Origin of the sequence: Psychrobacillus sp. FSL W7-1493 (genome assembly GCF_038004905.1) — a bacterium.
GTDB lineage: Bacteria > Bacillota > Bacilli > Bacillales_A > Planococcaceae > Psychrobacillus.
Genome location: NZ_JBBOSB010000001.1, coordinates 1,589,580 through 1,602,488, shown reverse-complemented (window position 1 = coordinate 1,602,488; position 12,909 = coordinate 1,589,580). Strand labels below are relative to the sequence as shown.

The window sequence follows — 12,909 nt, the reverse complement described above, 5'->3', positions numbered from 1 at the left end:
ATATCTATTAATTTTACATATATTTGTATTATAAAGATTATAACATATATAAACTGAATAATTAAAATTACATTTTAACTGTTTATTCCTTTTAATTCGGTAATTAGATACAATGACCCTGATACAATAGTCACACTTTCTTTTTTAGGTTTATGTAGGTCTATCAAATGTATATCTTTAGTTACACGTTTATCACTATGGGAACAGTGGTTAAATAATGTAGTAGCGGCTAAAGCACGTTCATGTTTGAAGTCAACGAATTCAAAGCTAGTCGCAACTTCTTCTAGTCTACTTAATATATATTTATAATCTTTATCTTTTAAAATACCAATAATAAAGTGAATATGTTCATTAGGAAAATACTGCTTAATGGTATCAACGAGTGCATCTATACTAGCTTGATTGTGTGCACCATCCATGTAAACATGGTCATTCCACTTTTCCATGCGGCCAGGGAGTGAAGCTTTTATAACAGCTTTTCTAACGTCCTCTTCATTTAATATAAAACCAGTTTCTATCATTGCAGTAATGGCAAGGGCCATATTAGAAAGCTGATGCTTCCCTAGCATCTGAGGGGTTAGTTCCTCAAATGCATAGTTTTTATAATTATAGCTGTTTTTACGGATTTGAAAATCTTTATTTATCTCGATCAGCTGTGCATTTTGACTATTTACTTCTTTCCATATAACTTCTTTAGAAGACTGTAAAGTATCCCCTAATATCAATTTGCCATGTTCCTTTATTATTCCTGCTTTGTGCCAACTAATTTCTTCGATTGTTTCCCCAAGGAAATTAGTATGATCTATAGAAATACTAGGTATAACAGCTACGGATTGTTTAATCACATTTGTACTATCAAATCTTCCACCCATACCAGCTTCTATAAATACTACATCCAATTCTTGTTCTGCAAAGATTATAAACGCAATAACTGTTAACAGTTCGAAGTCAGTCAGCATTCCACTAATACCCACATTCATTAGCTGTGCAAACGCGTGATCCATTTGGGCCTCTGTCACATTATTACCATTCAGTTGAATTTGATCATGTACGTCAATTAAACATGGAGATGTGAAACTTCCGTACTTGAGTTTATGTTCAGATGCGATTACTCTCATAAAAGCAATCGTTGAACCTTTCCCATTTGTTCCGGCAACATGAATTATTTTTTGTTTATCTTGAGGATTCCCAAGCAAATCTAGAGCCTTTTTTATCCTATCCAGGCCAGGTTTAATCATAGTTTCACTATTAATATTCCACTTTATCTTATAATTGTTAAATTTTTTTATTTCCAAGTCATTCACCCTATTCCGTCTTGGTTACTTTTCTGCTAAACTTCTTGTGAACACATTATAACACGTACCCGTGGAGGTCATTTAATTATGCAAACTTGTTGGATCATTTACAATGGTAGTCTTACACATGATAAGTTTCTCGATCAGGCTCTCCTCCTTAAAGAAGCCGCAGAGAAAAAAGGCTTACAAGCTATTTTAGTAAAGAATTATGAACTTCTGATGAACGTTCATGAAAGCTTATCAACGAGGCCTGATTTTGTCGTCTTTCTAGATAAAGATATTTTGCTTGCGAAATATCTGAAGAATGCGGGCATACCAGTGTTCAATGATCCTAGTGTAATTGAGATTTGTGATAACAAAGCACATCAATATCTCGAGCTAGCAAAAGCTGATGTACCAATGCCAATAACGATCATAGCACCAAAAGTTTATCCTGAATTCACTATTATGCATACAGGTTATTACGAACATGTGCTACAAATACTTCAACTGCCAATGATTATTAAAGAAGCGCATGGCTCCTTTGGTCAGCGTGTATACCTAATAGAAACAAGAGAGCAGTTCTTTGATAAAGTAGAAGAACTAAAGGGAGTAGAGTATGTATTCCAGCAATTTATTGAATCTAGCAGAGGAAGAGACATACGGGTGAATGTGGTAGGTGGACAAGTCGTTGCTTGCATGCATCGCCAATCAGCTACAGATTTCCGGGCTAATATTACTAACGGTGGAACTGCAACTGAAATTATTTTAACAGAAAGACAAAAAGAAGTAGCTATTCAAGCTGCTACTGCACTGAATGCTGAGTTCGCAGGAGTAGATCTTCTGTTTGGGGAAAATGAAGAGCCTTTAGTATGTGAAGTTAACGGAGTAGCCCATATACGTAACATTTATAACGTCACAGGCATTAACGTAGGAGATGCGATGATCAACTACATTTTATCTAAAATTGGTGCTGTTGTTATATGAACGGCCTATTGATATATGAATATAAAGAGATTGAGCGAAATCAAAGCTTTATAGATCGGCTAATCCAAGCAGCAAAAACTCATGGCCATTCTCTTACCGTTATAGACGATAATCAAACTGAATTTCCGGATTGTGATTTCATTTTCTTCCGAGCAAGGAATCCTGAGCTTTCAAAAAAGCTAGAGCAACGCGGTGTTCCCATGTTCAACCGATCAGAGGTCAACGTCATTGCTAATAATAAATGGAAAGCAATCCAGCTAGTTCAAATGCTTGGAATCGCTACAGTTCCAACCTATAAAATTAACAACGTTGAAGACATACGAGATTATCCGGTTGTACTTAAGACGACTGGCGGACATGGGGGAATGCAGGTAGAAAGGTTTACGGAACCACAAGATGCGGATGTATTTCTAAGTGACTTTTCATCCCAGACCATTATCGCTCAAGCTTATGTAGAAACGAATGCTACCGATGTAAGAGTATTTATGCTAGGTAGCGAGGTAATTGGAGCAGTAAAAAGAATCGGTGCCCCAAATAGCTTTAAATCCAATTTCACGTTAGGTGGTACCGTAGAAAAATATGAGCTCTCTGCAACTCAAGAATCAGATGTGATTAAAATAGCAAAAGCCATTAAAAGCGATTACGTAGGAATTGATTTCTTACTTCTACCCGACGGCAGATGGCTATTCAATGAATTAGAGGATCCTGTTGGAGCAAGATCATATTATCAAACAACCCAGACGGATATCGCTATACCAATTATGAAATATATTGATGAGCATTTAAAAAAGTACATTGAGCGTTAAGCTTGATGTACTTTTATTTGTTTATGTGGCCATTCATTCTGAAACACTTCCAGCCAGTTGTGCAACACTCTCTCTATTTCCCGCAATACTTTTATCTCCCGCAACACCTTCGAGTTTTCGCGCAACACTTCATCTCATTTCTGCAACACTTCCGACCCGTTCGCCCAACTCTTTCTCTATTTCCCGAAACACTTTTATTCTCCGCAATACCTTCGAGTTTTCGCGCAACACTTCATCTCATTTCTGCAACACTTCCAGCCATTCGCGCAACTCTTTCTCTATTTCCCGCAACACTTTTATTTCCCGCAACACCTTCGAGTTTTCGCGTAACACTTCATCTCATTTCCGCAACACTTCCAGCCATTCGCGCAACAGTTTCTCTATTTCCCGCAACACTTTTATTTTCCGCAACACCTTCGAGTTTTCGCGCAACACTTCATCTCATTTCCGCAACACTTCCAGCCATTCGCGCAACACTTTGCCTCTTTTCTGCAACACTTCCACTCGTTCGCGCAACTCTCTCTATTTCCCGCAATACTTTTATTTCCCACAACACTTCCGACTATTCGCGCAACACTTTGCCTCTTTTCTGCAACACTTCCGACCCGTTCGCCCAACTCTTTTTGCCATCTCTTTAATACGTTTTCCATCACCGCTTCACATTATCACTCGCAAGGTTCTACTCCATCTCCGCAAGATTTTCCCCCGTCTCCGCAAAGTTCCACTCCATCTCCGCAAGGTTCTCCCCCGTCTCTGCAAGGTTCTGCACCATCTTCACAATACTTCCCACTCACCATTGCTCCATCTCAGCAATATATTAAAACACCATTATCCATTAAAAAAGTGTAGCCAGATACCTCATCGGTACTGGCTACACTTGCACTTGCTTTTTTACAAACTATTTAATTCCTCAATACGTTTTAGAACGGTTGCGTGTTTTTCGAGGTAATCCTGTTCTTTTGCACGCTCTTCAGCAACTACTGCCTCAGGAGCTTTTGATACGAAGCGTTCATTGGATAATTTCCCTTGAACTAGCTTCACTTCTTTTGCCCATTTTTCTAATTCTTTTTCCAGACGTGCTTTTTCAGCATCAATATCGATTAAGCCTTGTAATGGAAGGTATAAAAGAGCACCTGTTACTACTGCTGACATCGATTGACCTGGATCATCGAGGTCTTGACCGATTACTAGAGGCTCTGGATTACAGAAACGCTCTAAATATTTTGCGTTTGCTTCTAGTACTGCTAGCGTATCTGCATCTTTTGCAGAAATGTATAACGGTACTTTTTTGCTCATCGGTGTTTGTACCTCTGAACGGATGTTACGAACAGAGCGAATGATCTCTGCTAGTAATTTCATGCTTGCTGCTTGGCTTTGATCAGAAAGCTCTTCATTTACTGTCGGCCATGTCGCTACGGTAATAGATTCGCCTTCATGAGGTAGGTTTTGCCAAATTTCTTCTGTTATGAAAGGCATGAATGGGTGCAATAAACGCATCGTGTTGTCTAATACGTATGCTAGAACCGACCGAGTCATATGCTTCGCTTCTTCGTCTTCTCCGTTTAGTGGGAGCTTCGACATTTCGATATACCAGTCACAGAAATCATCCCAGATGAAGTTGTATAGGGCACGACCAACTTCACCGAACTCGTATTTATCGGAAAGTCTTGTTACTTGTTCGATTGTTTCATTTAAACGAGTTAGGATCCAAGCATCTGCAACGGATTTTTTCCCATCTAAATTAATTTCCTCGTATTTCAATCCATCCATATTCATCAATGCAAAACGTGAAGCATTCCAGATTTTATTGGCAAAGTTCCAAACAGCCTCTACTTTTTCTACTGAGAAACGTAAATCTTGTCCTGGAGAAGAACCAGTACTTAAGAAATAGCGTAGTGAATCTGCTCCGTACTTATCTATTACATCCATTGGGTCGATACCATTTCCAAGGGATTTAGACATCTTACGTCCATCTTCTGCACGTACAAGGCCATGAATTAAAACATCATCGAATGGTCGAGTTCCTGTAAATTCTACTCCTTGGAATATCATACGTGACACCCAGAAGAATATAATATCATAACCTGTAACAAGGGCATTTGTTGGGTAATACTTCTTCATCTCTTCGTTATCTACATCCGGCCAGCCTAGCGTAGAGAAAGGCCATAACGCAGAGGAGAACCATGTATCTAGAACATCTTCATCCTGCTTCCAATTTTCTTCGTCTGCTGGAGCCTCATGCCCAACATACACTTCTCCAGTTTCTTTATGGTACCATGCTGGAATTCTGTGTCCCCACCATAGTTGACGGGAAATACACCAGTCATGTATATTTTCCATCCAACGTAAATACGTTTTTTCAAAGCGATCCGGTACAAAATTAACCTTACCCTCTGACTCTTGCAACTTTATTGCTTCTTCTGCAAGTGGCTGCATTTTTACAAACCACTGAGTGGAAAGGTAAGGCTCAACTACTGCTCCGCTTCGCTCAGAGTGGCCTACCGAATGTGCATGCTCTTCAATTTTAAATAAAACACCTGCATCTTGAAGATCTTTTACGATTTGTTTGCGGCATTCAAAGCGATCTAAGCCTTCATATTTAGCTGCATTTTTGTTCATTGAACCATCTTCATGCATAACTAAAATACGCTCTAAGTTATGGCGATTACCTATTTCAAAATCATTTGGGTCATGTGCAGGAGTAATCTTAACCGCTCCACTACCAAACTCCATATCAACGTAATCATCTGCTACGATTGGAATTTCACGGCCTACTATTGGTAATTTCACCGTTTTTCCGATTAAGTGTTTGTAGCGCTCATCCTCAGGATGTACTGCAACAGCTGTATCCCCTAGCATTGTTTCTGGTCGAGTTGTTGCAACATCGATCGAACCAGTACCATCTGCAAGTGGGTAATGCATATGATAGAATGCACCCTGTATATCTTTATGAATTACTTCGATATCAGATAGTGCTGTTTTTGTAGCAGGATCCCAGTTGATAATGTATTCCCCGCGGTAAATCAAGCCTTTGTTATAAAGCTTAACAAATACTTCCTTTACTGCATTGGAAAGACCCTCATCTAAAGTGAAGCGTTCACGAGAATAGTCTAAGCCTAGACCTAGTTTTGACCATTGCTTGCGAATATGTCCTGCATATTCATCTTTCCATTTCCAAGTTTCTTCCACAAATTTTTCACGACCTAGGTCATATCTCGAAATATTGTCAGCACGTAATTTTTCTTCTACCTTTGCTTGTGTAGCGATACCTGCATGGTCCATTCCTGGTAGCCATAGAGCGTCATATCCTTGCATACGCTTCATGCGAATAATAATGTCTTGAAGAGTTGTATCCCAGGCGTGACCTAAATGTAGCTTCCCTGTTACGTTAGGCGGTGGAATCACAATGGTATATGGTTCCTTTTCACTTTCTGGATGCGCCTCAAAATATTTACCTTTTAACCACCATTCATAGCGGCCTTTTTCGATTGACTGCGGATCATACTTGGTTGACATCGTTGTCTCATTTGTCATATCGTTTCCTCCTTAAAAAAGAATATAAAAAAACTCCTATCATCACTAAAGGACGAAGGAGTTTGTTCGCGGTACCACCTTTATTCGCAGATGCAATACAACACATCACGCTCTCAATTAGATAACGGCTTCAAACCGGCAATTGCTACTGTTAGTTCACAAAAGCTGCTCTTGGGCTACCTTCAAATGGTGGCTAACGGAAACATTTCAGCAAATTGTTTCCTTTCTTTAGATAACCGTGTCATTTTACTCTTCCCATTCATAGCATCCATATATAGTTGTTTTTATTGTATAGGATATTATTATATGCCGTCAAGCATAGTCTTGTGAAAGGAGGAAAACACTATGAAAAGAGGATACAACCCCTATTTACTGCCCGACTGGTTACGAAGAACTCGTTTTTACGTGAAAGGAATCATTATACCAATCGGTTGCTTTCAACTTGTTCGTGTTTTAATTGTTCCAACAACATGGGATTTTCTCTTGCTAGTATTTCTAGCATTTCTTGGTTTTCTATTATTTAAGGACATTATTTGATGGAAAGGAAAGCTTGGTATACCCATCCTCCAAATTAAATATAAACTGTAGCTCAGAATCATCCTCAGCCGGGCTTTCCACTTCTCTATTTTTAATCGTCACATTAGTCTGTTCCGGAACTGGTTCCTGTACCGTACGTGGGGACTGCTGTTCATTGCTTACAAAGGCCTCTCTATGGCTACTAGACTCTAAGACTAGGGTTTCTTCTACTTCTTCAATCATTTCTTGTCTTACCTCTGCTACTACTTCCTCCGTTTTCGGACGTTGCGTCTCATATTCACAATTCACTAGCCATACGATTTCAATACCATCAGACTCTGCCTTGCAATTTATAGTTTCTATACTAACTGTCGGTAACGTTTCGGCTTGTATTCTATCTTTACTAATCTCTACACTCATCGGTACCGCATATTCAAAATAACCAAGCTCACCGTTTAAATCTAGATCTTCGATTTCCGTAAATTCACTTGTTGCGTGATGCTCCACTTCACCCTCCTCGAACTCCACGTGACAAGTAATGTGATAAATACCGTTGATATGCACCATATTGTCCATTTCCTCATGAAAATACTGTGGGGTTACATTGATTGTTTTTACTTCCTTAGGCACTCCAAAACTTTGTGGAAAACAGAACTGTTCCTTTACTTCCCAACTTTTAACTTCCATGTTTCATCCTCCTTCATATAGGACAAATTATGTTTCAACGTAAGAAAATATGAAAAAAACCTCTCAATTATGCCAGCTTTTCAAAAGTTTTACCCAGTCTCCGCTATCTTTTCTATTTTCTCAGTGAGTTCCGCCTCTACTTATAACTAATTGTAAATATAAAATAAATACAAAAAAACAGACAAGCCATTCTAATTGCTTAGAACGTTTGTCTGTTTTTAATATTTATTATCGAGCTAATTTTTCAAACACTGTATGGAACGCTTGAATTGTTTTTTCAATATGCTCCTCAGTGTGCGCAGTGGAAAGGAACATTCCTTCAAATTGAGAAGGTGGTAGATAAATTCCTTCCTCAGCCATTAGGCGATAGTATTTTGCAAATAAGTCAAGGTCTGCCGTTTTAGCTACGTCATAGTTCACAACATTATCATTTGTAAAGAAGAAGCCAATCATAGACCCAGCACGATTTACTGTATGTGGAATGTTGTATTTGCTTGCAGCTTCTCTGAATCCTTTTTCAAGCATGTCACCAAGCTTCACAAAATACTTATACGTATCCTCATTCAAGCGTGATAATGTCTCATAGCCTGCTGTCATTGCTAAAGGATTGCCTGAAAGCGTACCTGCTTGATATACAGATCCTGCTGGTGCAATCATTTCCATGATTTTGCGTTTCCCACCGAAAGCTCCTACTGGTAGGCCTCCTCCGATTACTTTACCTAAACAAGTTAAATCTGGAGTAATACCAAAATGTCCTTGTGCACAGTTATAATCAACACGGAAACCCGTCATTACTTCGTCAAAGATTAAAACAGTTCCATTTTTCTCTGTTAATTCACGCAATGCTTCGAGGAATCCTTCAATTGGAGGCACAACTCCCATATTACCTGCCACTGGCTCCACAATAACTGCTGCTAAATCGTCACCAAAGTTTTCAAACACGTAGCGAACACTCTCAATGTCATTATAAGGTGCCGTAATCGTATTTTTAGCAATCGACTCTGGAACACCAGGGCTATCTGGAAGACCTAGTGTAGCAACACCAGAACCGGCTTTAATAAGAAGGCTGTCTCCATGTCCATGGTAGCATCCTTCAAATTTTAAAATCTTGTTGCGGCCTGTGTAGCCACGAGCCAATCGCAAAGCACTCATAGTAGCCTCTGTACCAGAGGAAACCATACGGACCATCTCGATTGATGGCACTCGCTCCATAACTAATTTTGCAAGTTTATTTTCAACTAACGTAGATGCTCCAAAGCTAGTCCCAGTTGCAGCTACATCTTGAATTGCCTTCACGACATTCGGCTCCGTATGACCTAAAATAAGTGGTCCCCAAGAAAGTACGTAATCAATGTATTCATTACCATCAATGTCCTTCAATATAGCGCCTTTTCCACTTTCCATGAAAATCGGATCCATGTCGACCGATTTAAACGCACGAACCGGACTATTTACGCCACCTGGCATTAAGTCCTTTGCTTCTGCAAATGCTTCTTTAGATAATTTGTATGATTTAGACATTATTTCTCCTCCAACCAACGCGCTACATCTTTAGCATGATACGTTAAGATGATATCTGCTCCAGCACGTTTCATTCCTGTTAACGTTTCTAAAACTGTTTCTTTTTCGTTTATCCAGCCATTGATGGCAGCAGCCTTCACCATTGCATATTCTCCGCTCACGTTATACGCAACAATTGGAGCGTCGAAGCTATTTCTAACATCACGAATAATATCCAAATACGCTAGTGCAGGTTTAACAATTAAGAAATCTGCTCCCTCTTCGATATCAGAAGTGGCTTCGCGTATAGCTTCCATTCGGTTAGAATAATCCATTTGATAGGTTTTGCGGTCTCCAAATTTAGGAGCTCCATCTGCCGCTTCACGGAATGGACCGTAATAAGCGGATGCGTATTTAACTGCATACGACATAATTGGTATATCGTGAAAACCAGCTCTGTCTAATCCTTGACGAATAGCAGTTACAAATCCATCCATCATGTTAGAAGGTGCAATAATATCTGCTCCAGCTTGAGCCTGACTTACAGCTGTCTTTGCTAACAAATCTAAAGATGGGTCATTCAGTATTCTTTCATGCTCGTCTACTACTCCACAGTGACCGTGATCCGTAAATTCACATAGGCAAGTATCAGCTATAACAACTAAGTTTGGATGACGCTCCTTGATGAAGCGAATTGCCTTTTGTACAATTCCATGATCATGATACGCTTGAGTTCCCTCCGCATCCTTTGTTGCAGGTAAGCCAAATAAAATAACGGATGGGATTCCTAAAGAAACGACCTCGTCTACTTCTTCACCTAAACGGTCTAATGAAAATTGGAAAACTCCCGGCATAGAGTTAACGGGATTTTTAATGTTCTCTCCATCCATAACGAAAATCGGATAGATTAAATCCTCTTTATGTAAGTAAGTTTCTTTTACCATTGCTCTAATACCAGCCGATTGTCTTAAACGGCGGTGACGTTGAAAATATAAGTCTGTCATTACATTCATCCCTTCCATTGAGCTAGCGCATTTACTACCTCTGTTAAAGTATAGGTTTTAGGCATTACCTGCACGGTAACACCTAATGATTTTAAATGGTTTTTCGTTATATGACCAATAGCACATACTGTAAAGCTATTATAGCCTAAATCCTTGCCAATCGTTTGATGAAAGGCATTAACCGAGGAAGGACTAGTGAATACTACCGAGCAACTATTCCCACTAGTTAAAAGCTTCTTCACCATCTCCACATTATCTTCTAGCATCACGGTCTCATAGACTGTCCACTCATCAACTGAATTGACCAGGCCCTCTGTAATTGTATTTTTTGCAAGATTCCCTCGGAAATACAAACATGCATCATCCGGGACTGCTACCTGTGGAAACTCTTTAATAAAAACATCCGCACTAAAGATAGTCGGCATAAAATCTATTGTAAATCCAATTTTTTCGAGAGCTGACGCCGTTTTTGAACCGACAGCGGCCATTTTAACCTGAAAAGCTTCTACACCTAAATGATAGGTAAGCATCTTTTGATGAAAGGCAGCTACACTAGCCTGACTCGTAAATATAAACCATTGGTAAGCTTTACTGTTTAAGAGTTTATCTTTGTCTTCGAGCTCCACAATTTCCTTAGTAGCTATGAAGGGTGCCACATAAGGAACCCCTCCTAAACTAGCAGTAAGGTTTGCTGCCTCATCTGATCTATTCACCCCTGTAAAAATGATATGCTCATTTTGTAGAGGTGAATTTTTAGACATTTAAATCAGCCTTAACCTTTTGGATTAAATCATAAGCTCCTTGTTCTGTAACAATTCGTGCCGCTTCTTTTCCTACTGTTTCCGGGTTTGTTCCCGATACTACTTCTTTGTACACAACAGACGCATCTGGTGCTGCAATAAGTCCAGTGAACGTTATTTCATTGCCATTCATAACTGCATGTCCTGCAATTGGTACCTGACATCCGCCATCCATAGCTGCTAAGAATGCACGTTCAGCATGTACAGTATCCCAAGTTTCTTTGTCTGAAAGCTTTTGAAGCTCAGCTAGTAGCTCAGCGTCATCCTCACGACATTCAACCGCTAACGATCCTTGTCCAACAGCCGGTACACAATCCTCTACCGAAATGTATTCAGTAACTACTTCATCACTCCAGCCAAGTCGTTTAAGTCCAGCTGCAGCCAATATAATAGCATCATATTCTCCGTCTTGAAGCTTTTGTAGTCTTGTATCCACGTTGCCTCGTATCCACTTAATCTCGATATCTGGACGTAATAATAGTAATTGAGCGCTTCTGCGTAGACTACTTGTCCCTACAATAGCTCCCTTAGGTAAATCCATTAGCTTCACATGTCCTGTAGAAATGAAAGCATCACGTTCATCGATACGCTTAGGAGTACATCCCATTACTAAGCCAGGAGGCAAGACTGATGGCATATCCTTCATGCTATGTACGGCAAAATCTATTTCCTTGTCAAATAGCGCTTGCTCAATTTCCTTAACGAATAGACCTTTCCCTCCAACTTTGGAAAGTGTTACATTTAGGATTTGATCACCTTTTGTAACAATCTCTTTTACTTCAAACTCAAATGGTGCGCCCATATCTTTCATTTGTTGGATAAACCAATTTGTTTGTGTTAGAGCTAATTTACTTCTTCTTGAACCTACAATAATTTTACGCATAAACACGCTACCTTTCTTAATACCAAAAGTGGAATTGTGATAATTGACTACCTAGTAAAAAATTAATTATAACAAATAAAAATGCATATACGTGAATCCACGCATAATTCGTTCCTTTATATCGTACACCCTTTCTTATTAAAAGAACGACAATATATAGAACTAATAGAATAAAGGAATTAACAATCTTAAAATCAAATATAGAAAACTCATTTAAAGATATATAAGCCCATTGTAACCCAAGAACGAGACTTACAAACAATAAAGGTATTCCAGTAATAATAGACAGGGTCATTCCTGTTTCCGCATGCTGTAGAGAAGGTAATCTACTAAATTGCTTTGTCCATTTTTTCTTCTTCAACACTCTATACAATATCAAATAAAGAATAGAAAAAACAAACGATAAAGCAAATGCTGCGTATGCTAAAAAAGCAAATGTAATATGAATGAATAATAACTCCGATCGGAGTGCATCACCCACTGGAGATTGCTCCAATTGGCTCGGGGCAAATGTATGGATAGTCATAAATATGAAACCAATAATATTTAAAAAGAATCCAGGCAAATCTGATTTGAAAACTAGCTGCATGACTAAGGAAAGCAAAATGATGAGCCATGCATAAAAGTAAATCCCTTCAAACAACGATAAAATTGGAAAGCGCTTCATTTCAATCATATACAACACTAAAAACACCGTTTGAAGTAGCCAGACGATGGAAAGAAGCCCTACCGCCAAGCGATGAACTTGCCGATCCTTATTAAGATAATCTATAAAATAGAAGACAAGGCTAACGGATTGAAGGACGACCATAATCTCGTGGAGCCGTGTCATCGTCAAATCAGCCATATAAATTTCTCCCTTTGTACAACAAAAAAGGTGTTTTTATATCTCTCTAGTTGCCATAAAGATACAAAAAC

Annotated in this window: 11 protein-coding genes and 1 other annotated feature; of the genes, 3 read left to right on the top strand and 8 right to left on the bottom strand. The window is 39.0% G+C overall.

Annotation, left to right across the window (positions count from 1 at the left end; genetic code table 11):
- Positions 1–74: 74 nt before the first annotated feature.
- A complete protein-coding gene (locus MKX96_RS08085; RefSeq protein ID WP_340883146.1) occupies positions 75–1,295 on the bottom strand; it encodes a bifunctional folylpolyglutamate synthase/dihydrofolate synthase in 1,221 nt (406 codons plus the stop codon).
- Positions 1,296–1,382: 87 nt separating this feature from the next.
- Between MKX96_RS08085 and MKX96_RS08080 the strand changes: the two genes are divergently transcribed.
- Both MKX96_RS08080 and MKX96_RS08075 read left to right on the top strand, forming a co-directional pair.
- Positions 1,383–2,261 carry an ATP-grasp domain-containing protein gene (locus MKX96_RS08080; protein WP_340883145.1) on the top strand — a complete coding sequence of 293 codons (879 nt, stop codon included), beginning with the start codon at positions 1,383–1,385 and terminating at the stop codon, positions 2,259–2,261.
- Positions 2,258–3,067: an ATP-grasp domain-containing protein gene (locus tag MKX96_RS08075; RefSeq protein ID WP_340883144.1), complete on the top strand. Its 810-nt coding sequence runs from the start codon at positions 2,258–2,260 to the stop codon at positions 3,065–3,067. The genes MKX96_RS08080 and MKX96_RS08075 overlap by 4 nt, the downstream gene beginning before the upstream one ends.
- Positions 3,068–3,958: 891 nt before the next feature.
- On the opposite strand, the gene MKX96_RS08070 is transcribed toward MKX96_RS08075, so the two are convergent.
- Entirely contained in the window at positions 3,959–6,601 is a 2,643-nt protein-coding gene (locus tag MKX96_RS08070) for a valine--tRNA ligase (RefSeq protein ID WP_340883143.1), read from the bottom strand.
- 45 nt (positions 6,602–6,646) lie between these two features.
- Positions 6,647–6,873: a binding site (T-box leader), on the bottom strand.
- A gap of 73 nt (positions 6,874–6,946) precedes the next feature.
- On the opposite strand from MKX96_RS08070, the gene MKX96_RS08065 reads away from it, so the two are divergent.
- Positions 6,947–7,138 (top strand): hypothetical protein, encoded by a 192-nt coding sequence (locus MKX96_RS08065; RefSeq protein WP_169359874.1) that lies wholly within the window; start codon positions 6,947–6,949, stop codon positions 7,136–7,138.
- Here the strand turns inward: MKX96_RS08065 and MKX96_RS08060 are convergent.
- From MKX96_RS08060 to ccsA, 6 genes are all read right to left on the bottom strand, one after another.
- Entirely contained in the window at positions 7,118–7,804 is a 687-nt protein-coding gene (locus MKX96_RS08060) for a hypothetical protein (protein WP_340883142.1), read from the bottom strand. The genes MKX96_RS08065 and MKX96_RS08060 overlap by 21 nt on opposite strands.
- Positions 7,805–8,032: 228 nt before the next feature.
- Positions 8,033–9,325, bottom strand: a complete 1,293-nt coding sequence (hemL, locus tag MKX96_RS08055; protein ID WP_340883141.1) for a glutamate-1-semialdehyde 2,1-aminomutase — start codon at positions 9,323–9,325, stop codon at positions 8,033–8,035.
- Positions 9,325–10,308, bottom strand: coding sequence for a porphobilinogen synthase (gene hemB / locus MKX96_RS08050; RefSeq protein ID WP_340883140.1), 984 nt, complete (start codon positions 10,306–10,308; stop codon positions 9,325–9,327). Before hemB ends, hemL begins: the two co-directional genes overlap by 1 nt.
- 5 nt (positions 10,309–10,313) lie before the next feature.
- A complete protein-coding gene (locus tag MKX96_RS08045) occupies positions 10,314–11,069 on the bottom strand; it encodes a uroporphyrinogen-III synthase (protein ID WP_340883139.1) in 756 nt (251 codons plus the stop codon).
- Positions 11,062–11,991, bottom strand: a complete 930-nt coding sequence (hemC, locus tag MKX96_RS08040) for a hydroxymethylbilane synthase (RefSeq protein WP_340883138.1) — start codon at positions 11,989–11,991, stop codon at positions 11,062–11,064. The genes MKX96_RS08045 and hemC overlap by 8 nt, the downstream gene beginning before the upstream one ends.
- A gap of 16 nt (positions 11,992–12,007) precedes the next feature.
- The gene (gene ccsA, locus MKX96_RS08035) at positions 12,008–12,838 is read right to left on the bottom strand and encodes a cytochrome c biogenesis protein CcsA (protein WP_340883137.1); all 831 of its coding nucleotides are present in this window, start codon (positions 12,836–12,838) and stop codon (positions 12,008–12,010) included.
- Positions 12,839–12,909 lie beyond the last annotated feature (71 nt).